General features: G+C 43.2%; 12 protein-coding genes. 1 reads left to right on the forward strand and 11 read right to left on the reverse strand.

The window, feature by feature from the left end; translation table 11 throughout:
* The first annotated feature begins 114 nt into the window (after positions 1–114).
* Complete coding sequence (locus AC5SV9_RS03980) at positions 115–273, forward strand: hypothetical protein (protein WP_475153072.1); 159 nt, start codon at positions 115–117, stop codon at positions 271–273.
* Between the two features lie 22 nt (positions 274–295).
* Here the strand turns inward: AC5SV9_RS03980 and AC5SV9_RS03985 are convergent, their stop codons facing one another.
* The 11 genes from AC5SV9_RS03985 to AC5SV9_RS04035 all read right to left on the reverse strand — a co-directional run bounded on the left by AC5SV9_RS03985 (position 296) and on the right by AC5SV9_RS04035 (position 17,789).
* On the reverse strand, positions 296–955 hold the full coding sequence (locus tag AC5SV9_RS03985) for a hypothetical protein (protein WP_475153071.1): 660 nt from the start codon (positions 953–955) through the stop codon (positions 296–298).
* 21 nt (positions 956–976) lie between these two features.
* Entirely contained in the window at positions 977–2,701 is a 1,725-nt protein-coding gene (locus tag AC5SV9_RS03990; protein WP_475153069.1) for a hypothetical protein, read from the reverse strand.
* Positions 2,702–2,787: 86 nt separating this feature from the next.
* Positions 2,788–3,108: a hypothetical protein gene (locus AC5SV9_RS03995; protein WP_475153067.1), complete on the reverse strand. Its 321-nt coding sequence runs from the start codon at positions 3,106–3,108 to the stop codon at positions 2,788–2,790.
* A gap of 214 nt (positions 3,109–3,322) precedes the next feature.
* Positions 3,323–4,399 (reverse strand): patatin-like phospholipase family protein, encoded by a 1,077-nt coding sequence (locus tag AC5SV9_RS04000; RefSeq protein WP_475153066.1) that lies wholly within the window; start codon positions 4,397–4,399, stop codon positions 3,323–3,325.
* Positions 4,396–5,283, reverse strand: coding sequence for a diguanylate cyclase regulator RdcB family protein (locus AC5SV9_RS04005; protein ID WP_475153064.1), 888 nt, complete (start codon positions 5,281–5,283; stop codon positions 4,396–4,398). The genes AC5SV9_RS04000 and AC5SV9_RS04005 overlap by 4 nt, the downstream gene beginning before the upstream one ends.
* A gap of 5 nt (positions 5,284–5,288) precedes the next feature.
* On the reverse strand, positions 5,289–7,715 hold the full coding sequence (locus AC5SV9_RS04010) for a dynamin family protein (RefSeq protein WP_475153063.1): 2,427 nt from the start codon (positions 7,713–7,715) through the stop codon (positions 5,289–5,291).
* A gap of 214 nt (positions 7,716–7,929) precedes the next feature.
* The gene (locus AC5SV9_RS04015) at positions 7,930–9,111 is read right to left on the reverse strand and encodes a restriction endonuclease subunit S (RefSeq protein WP_475153062.1); all 1,182 of its coding nucleotides are present in this window, start codon (positions 9,109–9,111) and stop codon (positions 7,930–7,932) included.
* Positions 9,108–10,697, reverse strand: a complete 1,590-nt coding sequence (locus AC5SV9_RS04020; protein WP_475153060.1) for a type I restriction-modification system subunit M — start codon at positions 10,695–10,697, stop codon at positions 9,108–9,110. The genes AC5SV9_RS04015 and AC5SV9_RS04020 overlap by 4 nt, the downstream gene beginning before the upstream one ends.
* A 41-nt stretch (positions 10,698–10,738) precedes the next feature.
* A complete protein-coding gene (locus AC5SV9_RS04025) occupies positions 10,739–14,173 on the reverse strand; it encodes a DEAD/DEAH box helicase family protein (protein ID WP_475153059.1) in 3,435 nt (1,144 codons plus the stop codon).
* A 390-nt stretch (positions 14,174–14,563) separates the two neighbouring features.
* Positions 14,564–15,895 carry an McrC family protein gene (locus tag AC5SV9_RS04030; protein ID WP_475153058.1) on the reverse strand — a complete coding sequence of 444 codons (1,332 nt, stop codon included), beginning with the start codon at positions 15,893–15,895 and terminating at the stop codon, positions 14,564–14,566.
* Positions 15,879–17,789: an McrB family protein gene (locus tag AC5SV9_RS04035; protein WP_475153057.1), complete on the reverse strand. Its 1,911-nt coding sequence runs from the start codon at positions 17,787–17,789 to the stop codon at positions 15,879–15,881. Before AC5SV9_RS04035 ends, AC5SV9_RS04030 begins: the two co-directional genes overlap by 17 nt.
* Positions 17,790–17,823: the final 34 nt, after the last annotated feature.

Consider the following 17,823-nt stretch of genomic DNA (forward strand, 5'->3'; position numbering starts at 1 on the left):
GTCCAGTTCAACAGTATATCGTTAAGGAAGCAAAATCATCCCCCTTAAGCTCCACTGCTGAACATAAGCCAATGATACTCTTGCCTCGTCAAATGCTGACTAAACGGAGTTCATATGAAAAAAATTTATAACTTTCTTGCCAGTTACTCTTATCAATATCGCGCTGACGATGTTTTACTGGTTGTTATCTGCTGTGCCATTGCTATTTACACAGTTGATTTAACTACAGCTTGCGATATTGGTTTAATGTACTGCTTATCTAAAATTTACTAAACCTTGCCTCGTAGTTACTTTCCTATCTATTTATCTCAAGAAGTAATTTTCCACAGGCCGCAAAACGTTGTTCCAGAGGGATGTTTTGGTAATAATCACCTGCAACCCCCGCAGTCAGAATACGTTTTTTGTGGCCTGTATTTGGGTCTGCTATGTAAGAGCGAATGTTTTTAGCGCTTTGTGCATCTTCATACCAAGAAATGTTAAAAGCACATAAGTTGGGGAAGAACGTTAAACTGCTATAAGCCGGTATATGGGCATGTATCCACCATGCTAACGAAACCCAATCGCCGGTTTGCTCAAAGTAATCCAAATAAGCCGGAATAACGATGCAAGCAGTTGCCCCCATAAAACCATGCTCGTCGCGCCTGTCCCAAATATGGCCAGCATAGTTTCTTTCATTTGATGCGCAGTTTGCCCCAAGTTCGTTACCAAGTTGGTTAACCTCACAGCTACGAAAAGCAGAGCGTATATGAATGCGCCCCCATGCTGCCTGTATCGGCTCCAGCACCTGTTCACACAACTTACTACCCGCCGCCACCGCCAGTTCAATATCATCCGGGATATTATTAATGCCATGTACAGCGGCGGTTTCTGAGTACAAGAAATCGCGTAAGAAAAAGTGCTTTGACAGACGAATGCGGGCTAAGTTATCAAGCTGGGTTACTTTAGATTTAGACATAACAGCATCCTGGTTACGGTTTTATTGGCCACGATAAAGAAACATAGTATCCCTACTATATTGATCTGCTGCAGACCACGTCGTCTCAAATAGGGGTTGCAGGTTGTCGAATACCTTGGTTTCTGCATTTTTCATTGTTTTGATTTCAAGATCAGAAAAGTAATCAGGATCGCTATCTGCATGCAGAAGCGCTTTGCGACAAACTTCTTCACTCATTTCTGCAAGTTTAAAATCCCCCTGTATAAGCCCGATTTCAGTAGCTAAAGTACTCAAATACTTGTGAAGTACCCGCCATTGGTCGAGGTTTAAGCATTCAAAATCACCACTTAAGATCCGCACTAACACAACCTCAGTGAGTTTTTGCGTAGTGAGATAATTGCCATCGATAGACTTAAACAGGTAAACATCGTGCATCTCGGCCAACAGGCTTAATTTAAACCAAAACCGTTCCGGCAGGCTGAGGAAATACAACATCAACTGGAATTTAGAATAGGTTAACAGCTCTGCCGCACTTAAAAGCCCTTCTATGTAATGCTTATCCGGTGATTGCAACTCAAGGTAAATAAGGTCATCGTCATATGCCAAACCCATTGCAATCTGAGTTTCATTAACTTCAACAAAGAGGTCGTTCAGTAACTCATTGGCTTCAACGCGATGCACCCGCTTTAACTCTTCCAGCAGTGATACCCGAAGAAATGGTTCACTACCGTCCTTTTGAACCTGGTTGGCCACTCTTGTCAAAGCAGCAAGTTTTTGCTTTTCTTGATTTAAAGCACATTGTAACTCTGCATTCTTCTCCGTAAGTGCGATTAATTCCTCATCCATCTCCTGTTTAGAGTTGGTTACTGAACGTAAATCAAACCAACCTATTAGCTCTGGCGAATCATGTTCCGCGCTATCGATTAAATCCTGCATGAAACTTAAACTAAGTTCAGACCGCCCTGTCAGCAATGTGGCAAAGCGCGCAAACCACTTAAGCAACTGAGTATGTCGTTCATCTTTGTAAGTAAGATAATCGTATAAAGCGAGGTTTATCAGATTGGGGCCTGCGCCAGAATAGCCGTCTAAATACGGATTTATTTCAGCACCGCAAAACACTAGCCAATTCATTAGCCTGATGTTGTTATTGCTGTACGCATGCACCATTAAAGGCACTCGCTGTGGGCCATAACGTTTTTCAGTATCAATATTTAATGTAGTAAGAATTGGCGCATATGCGGCACTTAGCAGCGTTTCCAACGGCCGAAAGTACTCAAATTGTTCGCCCTTCCCCAAAAACTGAGAAATGTCATCAAACTCGCCTTTCACTTCAGCTTCAACATTCACGTTGATGTTAGGGACAAGCAGTAGCAAGTTAAAAATTTCAACGTTATTAACAATCATCGCCTCAGTAAGCGGGAAGCGGTCTTCACTCCAGGCTCTTTCGTTTACCTTGTTTCCAAGTGCCAAACACGCCATCAGCAAGTTTACGTCGTCGAACTGAATGGCTGAAATCACTGGCGTTGTTCCGCTGTTACAGCATGCTTGCAAACAGATAGCCGCTTCGATGTAAGCTTGCTCTTCAAGTAACGCCTCAATTTTTCTTACTGCTTTTGGCCAAGTAAGTTGATTCAGTGCTTTATATGAATCAATGTCGAACTGTTGTGCTTCAAGCTGCCATCTGGCTAACTCTTGGGCATACCAATCGGATTGGATAAGGCTATGCAGGTTTTGTGTTTTTAATAGTGTTAAGTCAAGGGACAGCAATCCTTTACTCCTTAAGAGATTCCCAACTAAATATGATCGGCTAAATCCAGTAGTTAAGCGCAAAACAAGGCTTAATCATTAAAGCTTTAACCATTTCCCCCGGCCTTAAGCAAGAAAAACAGCCAAATCAGCAAAGCGCCTGACAGCGTAAACCCCAGCAGAAAAATTAGGCCTATTTTAGTGACATCGGCCACCAGCTTTTGCCGCTGTGCTTCAAGTTCCTTAAACATTTCCTTAGCCAGAAAGTCTGCCTGAAAAGCCGATTTGCGCATCAGCTCGTCAGCGTGTTGGTTAATAAAGCCAATTTTTTGGTCGATAAGTGGCGAGATATCATCGCCGATAATCTTCTTCGCCACCTGGTTTACTTGTTCAAGCTCATTTGTCCAGTCGGTATTAAGTAATGCCATTACAACTCCTGGTTTATCTGCGCTTGGCTTTAAGGCTAACCAGCATTTTTTCAGCGATGTTTGGCTTTACCCGGTTAAATGATTCACTACCGCAAGAGGGGCATTTGTCCGGCACTTGCCCAGGCAAACGCACATCACCCATCGGCGGGAAAACCTTGATCCAACCGCAAGAAGTACAATTAAGCTTAAAAGCAGGGCTTATTACCGGCATTGATTACTCCGATTGTTTAAGGTCTCGGACTTCCCTTAACTTATTTATTGCCTCAGCTAACTGGTTATCAGAAGTCACACTATTTTTCAGTTGTTTTTCAAGACCTTCTCTAGCCATTTTCAGTTCATATCTTGAGTTAGTAGCCTCTATTATACGCCCCATAGAGACCATTGTGTCGGCATACCCCTGCTCAATCCAGGAGTGAATTTTGTCTGGGGTAAAGCCCAGAATATCTTTTACAGCGCCTATAGTGCCGCTATCTCTTCCAAGAGGAGCTTTAGGTCTTATCTCGACAATAGTCGTGTCAGGAAAATCATGCCGACTCCAAAGTGAACCGTCGTTTAAATGAGTAACAATAACTAGGTTGCATCCCGCATCGATCAACGGTTTTATTGGAGTATTGCCATGTTGCTTATTCCAGCCCCCTTGCCCACCATCGGTGTATACAACATCATTGATAACTTGCTCACTAAATAATAAGGGGATAGCAGCAGAGGCCATAAGCATTGTCTTTTGCTGCTCTTTTGGCAAACTCTGAATATGAACATAATCTGACTGAGGATTTTCGCTTAACCCCAACTCTGCTGAGATAATTCCGCCGACGTCTACAATAACACCACGGCTTTTAAAAACAGATACATAGAAAGGTAAACCGCTCGCCAACTTTTCTACACACAAGTATTTATCAAGTAACTTGCTAAGCGGATCATTACTTAATACCGCAGGTTCTAGCCATTCATTTTTTAGGAGAGGAATTTGTCGAAGTTTAGGTAGTACGGCAAGTGCTTTAGCAAAAATGGGGTTTATTCTAGCGCCAGCTAAAAGCAATAACCGTAAGTAAACTGATTTATTAACTTTCAAAGGCGAGTTGCGAGCCAGCTCAAGCCAAATTTCTTCAATATGCTCTACACCTGTCGCAAAGTTATCAGCTGACGCCAATACACCAGCATTAAGTGCTCCAATACTAGCGCCAGAGACAACATGAACTTCTGTGCCAAGCTCTCTAAGTGCCTTCAACACCCCAACTTGATATGCACCTTTTGCACCACCGCCAGATAATACTAAGCCAACTTTGTTCATACGCATCTCCCCAAAACCTCTCGCGCCAATGCCTCTGACAATCTTTGTGCATCGCAGATTCTCGGTACAGATATTGGTAATTCGATGCAAGAAGAATGTAAACTGCTGATAAATGGTTTTAGCGCTGTATCGTAATCGCTGGCGAGATATTCGATCGCAACTTGATAATCGGAATCATCAGAAGTTGGAGCTAACCAATCTCGATAAGCCAATCGAGAATAATACTGTGTGTTAGCATCTTTACAGATTTGAGACAGTAACCGGTTGCTCACGAATTCCAACTGTTTATCTACTTCACGCTCATTTAAAGTCCGAAGTAAGTTTCCATAACTGCCCCAGTTAAGTTCTTCTAAAACAGCGTAAGCCCTTCCAGCTATAGACAACTTGCAAAATCTCCCCGCATCCCATTTAGAAAATACCAAGTTGAAATGCTGCTGAGCGGCGTTTTCAAGTTCTATCTTACCCAAACGTTGCTCGAACTCTTCAAATTTTTCATTAAATTTGTTGGTAAGAACTTCAATCTGCTTTCTATTCTCCACCGAAAAATGCACTATCTCAGTTATGTTATCGGTCAGCTTTTGCAATTTCTCGCTCACTTCATGTGCAGCTTTCAGACCACACGTTAGCGTTGTCGACAAGTCATTTAAAACTCTAAATTGTGCCTCGATATGTGAAATTAGATTGGAGTTTACTTCATACTGCTGTTGCCAGCCCTGGCCTGTAAAACCCTTATAAAGCCGACCAAAAAATCTCTGTGGCAAACGTTGGACTTTTTCATGGTCTTTAAGAACATCAATGGTATTGGCATAGTCAACTATAAATTTTTCAGGTATCGCACTTAAATCCTGACATAGCTTTGAATTTGGCTGAATTGACTCTGTCATATTGCTTATTCTCTTGTGTCAACGGGCGGTAGGTTTTTCATAATACTACCCATTTTATTATCATCTCTTTGCACAGCACCAATGCACGCAAGGGGCTTTAGATCTGCATCTAACCCCTTAACATCAGCATTTAATGGTTGTAGTTTTTTTAAATATTTATCTAAATGCTTTAATAATTCTTCTTGTTCTGCTTTAGATCTCTGCTGATCCTGAATGCTTTGCATCAAGTCTGCGCGGATATGCTCTATTGACGTTGTCAACTCTCGGAACAGTGCCTCAACTTCAGACGTTAAAGGCGTAAATAAATTTTCAGCTAAGTTGCTATAGACATCAATAAACCAAGAATCAAGTTCTTTGATTATGTTTCCATTTACTTTAGTAATATCAACAGTATAAAAAACACTAGTACCCGATAAACTCTCCATCCCCCAATCTTTATTAACCCAATTTAAAATCTTTGCAATAACGCTATCTTTAGGCCTTCTCCAAGATATTTGCTCAGAATTTTCTTGTATATCTTTTACCCCGACAGCTGGTAACAAACTAACTAATTCGAGAAATCGTACGTCCGGCAACCTTAAAGCAACTTTAAAATCATTCTGAGCAAGGTTATTGGTAATACCTTGCAATAGTTCAGTGCAATCCTTTTTTACGGCATTTGTCAGCTCAGATTCAAATAAACTTAAATCCTCAGAAAGTTTCGAACGGAGATGTTCCTGCTTCTCTGAAACGATATCAGCCAAACGTTGCCTGATTTTCGAAATTAACGCTTTTGCATCATCCTGCCGCTTGAATTTAATTACCGGATTGGAGGGATCAAAATCAGCCTCATCTTGATTCTTAAACGAGTCTGATACAGAAGGAAGGTTTCTGTTATTTTCGGCTTCATATCTCGATTTTTCTTGTGATTTTCCCTCTTCAAAATATCGTGACACATCTGAAATGACTTCATCTTTGGCTAATTCAAAAGATAACTCACATGTGTTTTCAAGCTGCCTCTGTGCTTCTAAAATTTTTGTACTCGTATTCTGTCGAATCTGACTCAGTCGTTCGATATCGTTTATTAGATCATCTGTCTGCGCTGACAGCGCATCCGCACTTATACGTAAACCAGATTGCCTTACCTGCAAATAGTTCTCTAAGTCTTGCGCAGTCAGAACGATCTTTTGGGTTGCAGAGACTAAAGAGAGATACCCTGCTTTTGCATGCGATTGCCCGATAATGTCTTGTAGTGGCGTAATAAACCCTGCTTTATGCCACATATCATTCGCAACATCTTTGACAAGATCATTGCTACCGAGCATTTTTTGCCAATACTCCCCAAACGCCAGCTTTGCAAAATCAACTACCCAAGAATGATTGTGGTCAAGGTTGTCTTTAAGAGATAGTTCTTCCATCGCTTTGCATGCCAAAAAAGCCTTGCTAGCCGAAACTGGATAAACCATCTCAGGCGAAACAGCCTTGTCCATAAGATGATTAGCAATATAGCTTTTGATATCTTCAATTGAATCAGAGTTTCTATCCTGTTGATCGATTTTGTTTACCAGGATAAAAAGCCTTTCCTGGCATTGCTTAACTATGTTTTGTAGCTGACTTCGAACTTCGTTATCAGCCTCAGATTTTAGCTGGGTGAAATCTAATACTGTTAATACCGCTGACGCTTTTCTCAACTGCTCCTCTAACATCAGTTTAAAATGCAGTTGCCCGAACTCGTTTGGTCCTGGCGTGTCTAAAAGTGCCAACTTCCCATTACTCGGACCGTAATCAGCAAGATGAGCAAACTCTACTTCAATTACCGGTATTTCATTAATTTTACCGAATTTATCAAAAGGAAATGGTAAGTCTTCATCAACACCCATTCTTACCATATCGTTTAGCTTTCTTAACAAGTCACAGATTTTTTTATGCCCAACATATTCGGCTACAAATTTAACGTCATGCTGTGTAAAGCCAGCAAGGTCCATTTTGTGTTGTTGCACCTCAAAACTAACAGACAATTGCTCAGCCCCAGAAGCTTTCAAGCGCTGATTTAGATTCATTAAATATTCATTCAGCACATTGAAATTTTTGAGTTGCAAAACAGGTTCAGTTATTCCCGGAGCGTGCCTGATAAGTGTTGGCAAAGCTGTCATTGGCAGGCTTCGATTTGGTAGGATTTCTGAACCAACAATTGCATTAATTGTTGTCGATTTTCCCGCTTTCATCGTACCAACTACAGCTATAACAATTTCTCTATTTTGTAGTTTTAATTTCTCACCGTTTAAAACATCAATAGACCGATTTATTGATACTTTATCAAAAGTCTGTTTTTCAACCGTATGGCTTTCAGTAACTAACCCAGGAGTTTTCGCTAAATCGGAGAGAAACTCAGATTCCACAGTAATTAATCGAACGGCCTCTTCTTGTAACAAATCAAAGTTTTTCTCATGCATACTTATTCCTTAATCAGAGCATTTAAAAGGCACTGAGATAGTAATGTTTGTATTTCGGCTGCCTGCTTTGCATTTTCAGTAGATTCGGTGATAATTCAACGTCTTCAGCACCCACTCAGACACCGTCTGCCAATCGGCTGCGATGCTTAGCGCATGCAGGTATTTGTCATTGATGGTGGAAAGTTCTGTATTCATAACATCCTTGTTATTCTGGTTATAACTGACCTGAAAACGCCTTTTGACTCAATGCTGCAAATTTATCTTTAGTTATCTCCTGAGCATCCTTTATTAACAAGAAGGACTTTTGGTACTTAGCGAAGATAGAAGAGAACATTTTCTGCAACTCAATAGGCGGTAATTTGAATCTAAAATTTGAAATTTCATCCCTGTTTAACTTCGGAATATTTGCCCTGTCGGGAAGAGTTTCCGTGTACTGAGTAAACTCATCTGAAAGTAAGAGTTGCCAAAGGTACTCACGTGTTAATAGTCCGCCTTTAGGACGCACTGGATACATATCTGCTGAACATAGTCCTGAAAAATCAGGGATTGCTACTTTTCTCAGGTATGGCCGAATCTTTGAATACAAAACATATGAACTATCGAAAAGAAATTTTTTACTGATTAAGTTTTCCTGTCTTGCTGTAAGGGCAGGTAGTAAACGTCCGGTATTCTTTTCAATTCGATCTGGGCCGATGTGTAGCAGGTCCAAATATTTTTCTTCCCGGGGATCGACCATAGGCGCATCGATGAGTAATACATCCGAAAACAAAACCGCCCGCCACTCAGACCGGTCAGCGAGAGGGCCAAACATCTCCAGAAACACGGCGCGGAGGAGATCGTCGGCAAGTTGGATGGCTTGCTGGCGTTTGTGACGGATGGCGTCGGCTTTATCAAGTATCGCGGCGATGCGTTTTTGCTCGGCTATTGGTGGAAGTGGGATTTCCAAATCCTTAAATCGATCAACATCTAGATTTGAGATGTTCGTCGTTTGGCGGCCACAATAGCGAATCTTATGCTGAGAAGATGGGCTACTAATCCAATGATAAAGATACCTACTATCAATGAGTTTATCTTTAGCACGAACTATTGATATAAAACCTCCTGCTGTCGCCTGATAGTCTAAAGAGGGCACATAACTAACTTTTCCTACTAATTCCCAGCTGTTCGCAGAAGAAAGCAAAATATCGCCTTCTCGTAATGTCTGTTCATTGCGTTTTATTAGACTTGACGGAATTGCAATTAAATCACTTTGATCCAACCCTTTTGACTGAACATTCTTCGTGCGCATTACTACAGTAGAGCCGACTGATAATGGCTCCACTTGATCCTCTGGTTTAAATGTAACTCCGCGGATAAAGAGAATCACATCATCCAACTTCACCATCGGCCAACTCACAGCATGGCCTCCAGTGCTTTTAAATCGGCCAGAATATCGTTTTCCAGCGCTACTAGCTTATTTAGGATCACTTTCGGGTCTTCATACTGCTGTTCGGCGTAGACCACTTGCTTATAGCGGTTAATGGATAAATCGTACTTATTACCAACAATATCGGCCTTGCTTACCCAAAAGGCTTTTTGCGTGCGATCGTTCTTATCCGTTTCAGCAATGGCTTTATCACGCGCTTTATATTTGGCGACTAGCTCTGGCAGGTCGTTATCTTTTATGGGTGTGCGTTTATCGTCCAGGCTAAAGCCGTCGGCTTGCACGTCGTAAAACCAGACGTGGTCGGTACTGCCGCCTTTGGTGAAAATTAAAATGGCGGTAGATACCCCGGCATAAGGCTTAAACACGCCGCTTGGCAGTGAGATAACCGCTTCTAACTGATTTTGCTCTACCAGTAACCGGCGTAGCTGCTGGTGGGCGTTGGATGAGCCAAACAAAACGCCGTCGGGTACGATGGTGGCGCTTTGGCCACCAATTTTCAGCATGTTTTCAATAAGGGCAACGAACAGCAGCTCGGTCTTTTTGGTTTTTACCTTGCGCAAAATATCCGGGCAGACGTCCTCCTCATCCAGGCTGCCTTTAAATGGCGGGTTGGCGAGGATAATGTCAAAGCCGTCTTTGGCCTCGCGCGGGAAACGCTCTTTAAAGCTTTGGCTTAGCGTGTCCTGGTAATGAATATCCGGCTGTTTAATGCCGTGCATCACCAGGTTCATCGCCGCTACGCGTAGCATGGTAGCGTCAAAGTCGAAGCCGTGGAACATGTCGGTATCAATATGGCGGCGCTGTTCGGGGCTGATTAAATCACCCGAATACAGGGTGTTAACCTGCTGCTTGCCGCTGACATCCAGCAGCGGCTTGCCCTGCTCGTCGAATAATGGCTCTTGCTCGACACCGTCTTTCGAGGTGTATTTTTCAAGTAAATACTCATAGCTGCTGACCAAAAAGCCGCCGGTGCCGGTGGATGGGTCGCAAATGCGGCTGTTGATGGCCGGGTCGAGCATTTCAACCATAGCGCGGATAATATGCCGCGGTGTACGGAACTGGCCGTTAATACCGGCGGTGGTCAGTTTGCTTAGCAGGTACTCGTATAAATCGCCCTTGGTGTCGCTGTTTTCCAGCGGTAAGTCGTTTACCATTTCAACCGCTTTAACCAGCAACGACTGTTTTTGGATCATCAGCTGGGCGTCTTTCATAAACTCCGCGAACAGTGAACCTTCATTGCCGTCTTTAACCGACTGGGCGGAGCTTTCAGCGAAAAACGGAAACAGCTCGTCTTTTACCAGCTTGTACAGTTTATCGGCCCCTAAATGCCGAAAGTGCTGCCAGCGCAGGTGTTGCTGGTTGTCGTTAAAGCGGCGGTTAAAAGCCTTGCCGCTGCGCGATGCGAGCTTTTCATCTTTTTGCTCATTCATATCCAGCAGGCGGGCATACATTAAAAAGGTGATCTGCTCGATAACCGTCAGCGGGTTGGTAATACCGCCGGTCCAGAACTCTTCCCACAGTTTATCGATTTTGCTTTTTAACGGGCCTGTAATCATGTGTTTTCCTGTACCACTGTAATCAGTTTTAAGTTTTCGAATTAGGGGTTTAGTGTCTTTTCAATACGCGGCGCTTTGCTACCCAACGGCACGTCGAACTGACGGATAAACTGCTGAATAACATCCGCCTGCTGCTGGCTGAATACGCCGTCCAGCCCCATATCGTGAATGCTGGTAAAGGGCGCATCGTACAGCTGTTCAATAGCAATTGCACCGTAACGAATTAAATGGTTTTTCAGCATGCCAATAAAACGCTGTTGTTTGGCGTTCATATGAGTGTGGGTGTGCTGCACAAAGTCGGTAAAAGCCTGCTCGATGGCATCTTTATCCATGCCCACTATGGTGCGCAGTATTTTATCCAGGCTTACTGTCGATTCCGGGAAAAACTCTTTTAGCGTGTTTAAATCGACATTCGGGTTTTGCGTATGCACCAGGGCATTTAGCCTGGCCAAATCGGCTTCGCTTACGCTTTCACCGGCACGTATTTTTTTAAGCACCGCATCGGTATCAAACAGCGACGTTAAGGTTTTCTCTACTTCCTGGCGGAAGATTTGATAATCAATAGACACGATATTAGCCGCGCGCTCGGTTACCTTGTACTCGGCCGCATCTTCTTTTACATCCAGCACCAGCTCTGCGCTTGGCGTAACAAGGGCTTTATCACGCAGGTGGATAATACCGCGCAGTGCTTTACGGCTTTGCTCCAGGGCGTTAAAGCTAAGGTGTTGCCAGTAGCTGTCTTTTTGGATGTCAGCAATAGCAGCAGCTTTGGCGCGCACTTCGTTTAAGTGCATTTGCAAGCTGGTGATTTTGCCAAGCAGCGCCTGGCGGGCCAAGTCTATTTGCGAAAGGTCGGTATACAGCAGCGTTTGCAGCGCGGCTATTTCGGTATCAAAGCGGTAAGCCTCGCTTTGGCCCATAATATTGCGCCACTGCATTAACGGCGCAATGCTTTGCCACAGTAAGGTTTTGGTGGCTGGGGCAAACTGGTTTAAGCGTTTTTCGTCTTTGCAGGTTTCAACTTGCTGCCAGTTATCCCGCACGGCAATGGTGTTCATATCCAGCGCGGCAATATCGGCATAAATAAGCTTAATCACTTCATCGAAGCTGGCGATATCGGCTTTTTTCAGCGCTGTTTCAGCCAGTGTCAGCCTGGCTTCAAACAGCTTTTGCATCAGCGATTTGCTTTGTTTTACATCTTCCGGCTCAGGGTCGAGGTCAAAATACTCGAAGTTTTCCCAGTGATCGAATATTAAAAAGTGCGTTTTATGCTTGCCGGTGCCATACAGGTTAGGACAAAGCCGGGTGCCACGGCCTATCATTTGCCAGAACTTCACTTTTGATTTAATCGGTTTGGCAAACACCAGGTTAACCACCTGCGGCACATCGATACCGGTATCGAGCATATCGACTGAAATAGCGATACGTACCGACTTTTCATCGGTGGCTTTAAACTGATCGATAAGCTCTTCGGCGCGCTCGTACTTAGAGTGGATAACACGGCAAAAATCCGGCGGCAGCTGCGGATACATTTCGCCAAACAGCATGGCTAATAGCTCGGCATGTTTAATATTGCGGGCAAACACTATGGATTTACCAACTGACTGGCCGTCAGCATCACGCAGGCCTTTTTCCATTAAATTGCGCAATATTACCCGGTTGGTGTCTTTGTTTTTTACTGCCTCGTCAATTTGGGCGGCGTCAAAGTCGAGGGTATTCGGGTCTATGCCCTGCTCTTCTAACTGGGCAATTTGCTCATCGGTAAGCTGATCTTTTTTAATGCCGTCGCGCAAAAACTTAGTAGTAAAGCTGACAATTTTATAGGGCACTAAATTGCCCTCTTCTATCGCCTGCTCCAGCGGGTAATTGGCAGTAGGCAGCTTGTAATCACAGCCAAACAGCTCGCAGGTAGAGCGCGATACCATTTCAACCGGTGTTGCGGTAAGGCCCATTTCTAACGCATCGAAGTATTTAAAAATATCGCCGTAAATATTGTAGATAGAGCGGTGTGACTCGTCGGCAATAATGAGATCAAAGTAGCCAACGTCGTACTGTTGGAAAATGCCCATCATGCCAGGGTAAGTGGCAATAAATACCCGCGCACTTTCGGCGGCGTCTTTTTTACTTTTACCCACCACATACAGCGGCTCTTTGGTGTGCTCGTTAAAGGCGTTGGCGGCTTGCTTACGCAGCTCTTTACGGTCGCACAAAAACAGCACCCGTTTGGCCCAACCGGCATCCAGCAGACGTTTAGCCAGCGCAATAGAGACACGGGTTTTACCGGTGCCGGTGGCCTGCACCACTAAGGCTTTGCGGTGCTTATCGCTGAAACGCTCACACACCCGGCTGATACTTTCAATCTGGTACAGGCGGCCTGCAACCTTGGTATCAATCGGGGTTTGGTTCAGGTTTTGTTTCAGGCTGCGCTGCTTAATTAAATATTGCAGGCTGTCTTTACTGTAATAGCCATACACCTTGCGGCTGTTATAGCCCTGAGCATCGTCAAGCAGGCGAATATCGTAACCATTGGTGTAAAAGATCACCGGGCGGCGACCATAGCGCTTTTCCAGCGCATTGGCATACAAAATGGCTTGCTGGCGGCCCTTTTCTACCGACTCGCGGCTGCGCTTGGCTTCAATAACCGCCAGAGGCAGCTCGTCATCATCAAACAACACATAATCGACATAGCCAACGCCAGTAGCAGTGGGCTGGCCGTCGACTTCAAATTCTTTGCGTACGTCTTCGGTTGAGCTGCTATCAAGCGACACATTCCAGAGCGCAGCGCGTAAGTCCATATCAATAATGCGGGCGCGGGTTTGCGCCTCATTAAAATTGATACCCGACATGCTGGCAAAGCCAGCCTTAGCCTCAGCAACTGCGCCTTCATCAATGGCTTTTTTCAGGCTGGCTGCTTCTTGCTGCGCTTTTAGCTGGGCGGCTTCTGCTGCTTTTAGCTCATCCAGCGCCTGCTTTAACCGTACTTCATGCTCGGCCAGTTTAGCTTGCAGCTGTTTATTCTCGCGGGCAAACTGCGCATCACTCTGCTCAGCCAGCTTAGTACAATCAGGCGCGATAAACTCAGGCAGGTTTTTCGCATCGCCACCACAGTAGGCCACATAAAAATAACCGCTGACAAAATAACATTCCTGTAATATCCACACCGCTTCCTGCTGGCTGACTTTGCCCTCATGCGCAGCGCGGTTACCGCTTTTACGAATGGCATGCAGTTTGTCGATAATCGGTCTTGGTACTACTGAGGTGAAGCTGTCGGCATTAATTTTGTCGATGATACTGGCATTGGGGTACACCGGCAGCTGCAGCCTGGCGTAGATAACACCGACAATTTTTTCCATCAGGCAGCGCATTTTCACCAGCGCACTTTGTGGATCGCTACAAGCGTAATCCTGAGCAAAGGCCGCTAGCTGATAAAGCTCGGGTAGCGCTTGAAGATGTTTAAAATTTGTAGCTTGCTTCATTGCGGTGTATTCCTGAAAACCTTGCTGTTGAAAATTACGCTACCGGCATGTCAGTGCTAATTTTTCTTAATATTTGCAATATATTGCGCAAGCTAATATCGCGCAACTAAATTAGGTACTGATATCAGAACATTGTTCAGTGGGCATCCCTGCCTTTTATTCCCTGTTACATCCTGTTGATGCGTCTTGCATCTGCTCCTTGTCATCTGTGCTTAGCTTTATGTAACTAACAGTGACATGTCATCCGTGTACTGCCATAGTAAGGCGTTTCTAAAGTGACGCCATACTGTGCAGGTGTTCAGTGTATGGTTTTCAGGCAGATAGTTTATGTGAGCGAACAAGGGCGATTTCGAAAATGCTCGAGTTACACAGCGGAGAATCTATTTCCTCCTAAAAATACATTGAACCTATCGCTGTTAAATCGATTCGCACTTTAGAATGATGCGCGATATCGAACGGTACAATATTGAGTCGCAGCGAATTGTCTTGATCGAAGATAAAACTATGCTCTAAAGGCTTATCGAATTGTGCACTTTTAGGGTAAATGAGAACCAACTGCCCCATACTCGCTAAATACTTGTAACCGTATGCTAGCATTTGATAAAAATCTGCCTGTGATAAACCAAATTTGTCTTTGCCATCGGTTTTAGTCTGATCTAAAAGCTTCCATTTTGTATCCAGAATAATGGATGGCTGTCCATCTGGTGTTAGCATTAAATCTGGTTTCAATAAAAAATATTTTTTATCACCATAGTGTACAAGTGACTTGCCTTGCATCTGTGTTTTAAGTTGAGTCGTTTCTGGTAAATTTTTACTCAAATACTGCGCAACAAAACTCTCAAACAGCGCCTCCATCGGAAACAGTAACGAATATGCCTGGTGATTACCGGACATCGCTTGCGGTGATAAACCGTCCAACACTAATCTTGCCCATTTAATTGGCACTTCATAGTGCACCATGCCCCTTTGCAGAGTTATCGCCGAAAAATCGCTTTTATGATCTCTACTCAATGGAATTTCGTTGAAGGCAAATAGCAGCTCTTGACACAGCTTCAGGTTTTTATTCAGTTTGGTGTGCTTTGACACTACCGCTAATGCCGAGTGAATAACTCTGTTAGCCGGTTTGTCGGTCAAATAATTATCGAATTCAACATAAAACCGATGTTGGTTAATGAAGTTGTGTTTCAATTGTTGGCCATGCAGCAACTTGCCTTTTAAAAACGTATTATTGCTCTGCTCACGCACATACTCACTTCTGATGCCTTTTTTAATCAACTGGTTAACCGACTGTAAAAACTGAGCAATGAACACTTCCAGCAATGGCATTTTTTGCGTCTTAATACCCGCAACTTCTGTTTGTAGATGCCTAAATTGCTTCAATGATTTAAGCATCATAAACAAAGATTGACGGGCACCTTCCGCTTCATCAGCATCAACCGCCCATTTAGCAACTTTTGGCAATATTTCAATTTGAGTACCGTCTGGGCATAACACTACACCTGCATAGTTTTGGACTTGCAGTACTTCTTTGCCGAACGCTATTTTCAGTTTTAAAAAACGTGATTCGGATTCATCACACAAACAGCATTTTTTTAGGTAATCAAATGCCGCTGTCGATATTACCTTTACTAAATCATGAGCAGGCTTATCACTTGCGCTGAGTAGACCGTATTCAAATACCGTAATATTAATCGGCTTACCGCCTTTAGCTTGAAGCTTCATTCGATTTCACTCCCGTATACATGCTTTTATAAGTCATCGGGTTATACCAAAGGTCATTTCCGTAATTTATTAGCGTGTATGTGGTGGCTTCATTATCTAAGCTATTAATTTTAGTTGTGTCACCGAACAAACTTGAAAACTCAACATTTTTTTCCCGGATTAACTGCTCCTCCGTGTTTCTTTGGTTGTCAGCAAGAACTAAACGAATTTTTTCCCAATTTTCAAAGAAGTACTCTGCTAATAGAGGAATAATTTTTGTTTGAAAACAAAGTGCTAACTCTGATATCGCTTTCTGCTGGTTACCTGCTTTTATTGCGGTAACGACTGGCATTAAAAAAGCATGGCCAAGCATATGTTCCCGATCGTAAAGTGCAGCGATACGCTCATTGAGCTTATTTAAAAGCCTAACAAGATCGATTCCACTAACGCTATATGCTTTACCATTACTATCTTTTAAGGTGTCGTAATCTGGCATCATTTCGATAAAGTCAAAACGACGGCGTAATGCTGTATCCATTAGCGCCAAAGAACGGTCAGCCGTATTCATAGTGCCGACAATATAAAGGTTATCTGGCACACCAAAACTATCGCCTGAGTACGGTAACGTTACCTCTAGACTTTCCGGTTGACCAAGTCGTTTGGATGGCTCAATAAGGGTGATAAGTTCACCAAAAATTTTGGAAATATTGCCGCGGTTAATTTCATCAATAATCAATACAAAGTTCTTACGCTTTTTGTCTTTCTGCGGTCTTACAGTAATGAGTTTCAAATGCTCTATTAATGCAAGGTAATAGGGTTGCAAACCACCTTTGATAGCTTTTTCGTTGTTGTAAATGGCTTCAAGCGTTTTCACACTCAGTGAATGAACCGAATCCCCTTTACTTTTATCAAAGCGAATAGTGTTATTCGTGATATCAGTGATGGTGAAGAAAGTCTTCTTACTCAATGTTGGAATTTGTATTCCTGACTCAGATTCCGCCAATGCCCAACAAAATTCCAACCAACGTTCTTTAAACTCACTTTTATCGGTTTCATCTGCCGCAGATCTATAGCCTTTTGCATCATCACAAATAGCTTTAAACACACCGTCTTTTTCAAAGTAAGTTAATTGATTCCCCTCAGTCTTCGCACTCAGCCCTTCTACAAACTCTTCGTAGCCATAACTCTGGTGAAAAGTGACAAAGCGTATCCGCTGTTCTTTTACCAATTCGTCATATCGGATTTTGTAAGCTTTCCGAATTTCATCCTTACTGGGATTATTAATTAACTTAACGAATTCTGGATCAGCAGCGTCTACAGCCAGCTGAACTGTTTTATAGGTTTTACCTGTACCCGGTGGGCCATAAAGAATCTGGTTTAACGGCATGCTTGGACTAATAGAGTCATCAATCTCACTTTCAACATCATCGTCTACATCCTGCTCTTCAGCCTGTGTTGAAAGTTTTTCGTAGGCGTTACTCAAATCAAGATTAGTTAAAAAGTTAATTAGCTCGAGTTTTTTAGGGAAATCGATGATCAAATATGCCGACTTCTTCGCTCCTTCACGAACTTTTTCCTGCCTTGAATGGACTTGACCGTCATCTTCCAAAACAAAGTTAATGAAATCTGGCTCTATAGCTTTTGCGTATTCATATCTATGCGACAAATACTTATTTACTTCACCTCTTCGTCTATTACCTATCGCGGTAAAAGATGACTGAACACGTTGTTGAAGCTCTTCTCTGGTAATAATTTTTATGCCGCTTTCATGAGTTGTGCCTTTGTTCTCTTTTTCTAGTTCAGCAAGACATTTAAATACGGCAATAGCGTAAAAATCTGGCTTCCTAATTTCTGAACCAGATAAAAAATTACTCACATAATTTTTATATTCTTCAAATCTTTGGCTAAGATCCATGTCTAATCCTTTCCTGTTAAATCAACTTGGCACT

It is taken from the genome of Rheinheimera sp. ATLC3 (assembly GCF_059429535.1).

Bases quoted from the DNA above. Each gene is read 5' to 3' on its own strand.
- AC5SV9_RS04025 (WP_475153059.1), bottom strand. From the start codon at position 14,173: ATGAAGCAAGCTACAAATTTTAAACATCTTCAAGCGCTACCCGAGCTT.
- AC5SV9_RS04020 (WP_475153060.1), bottom strand. From the start codon at position 10,697: ATGATTACAGGCCCGTTAAAAAGCAAAATCGATAAACTGTGGGAAGAG.
- AC5SV9_RS04035 (WP_475153057.1), bottom strand. From the start codon at position 17,789: ATGGATCTTAGCCAAAGATTTGAAGAATATAAAAATTATGTGAGTAAT.
- AC5SV9_RS04030 (WP_475153058.1), bottom strand. From the start codon at position 15,895: ATGAAGCTTCAAGCTAAAGGCGGTAAGCCGATTAATATTACGGTATTT.
- AC5SV9_RS04000 (WP_475153066.1), bottom strand. From the start codon at position 4,399: ATGAACAAAGTTGGCTTAGTATTATCTGGCGGTGGTGCAAAAGGTGCA.
- AC5SV9_RS03980 (WP_475153072.1), top strand. From the start codon at position 115: ATGAAAAAAATTTATAACTTTCTTGCCAGTTACTCTTATCAATATCGC.
- AC5SV9_RS04005 (WP_475153064.1), bottom strand. From the start codon at position 5,283: ATGACAGAGTCAATTCAGCCAAATTCAAAGCTATGTCAGGATTTAAGT.
- AC5SV9_RS03995 (WP_475153067.1), bottom strand. From the start codon at position 3,108: ATGGCATTACTTAATACCGACTGGACAAATGAGCTTGAACAAGTAAAC.
- AC5SV9_RS04010 (WP_475153063.1), bottom strand. From the start codon at position 7,715: ATGCATGAGAAAAACTTTGATTTGTTACAAGAAGAGGCCGTTCGATTA.
- AC5SV9_RS03985 (WP_475153071.1), bottom strand. From the start codon at position 955: ATGTCTAAATCTAAAGTAACCCAGCTTGATAACTTAGCCCGCATTCGT.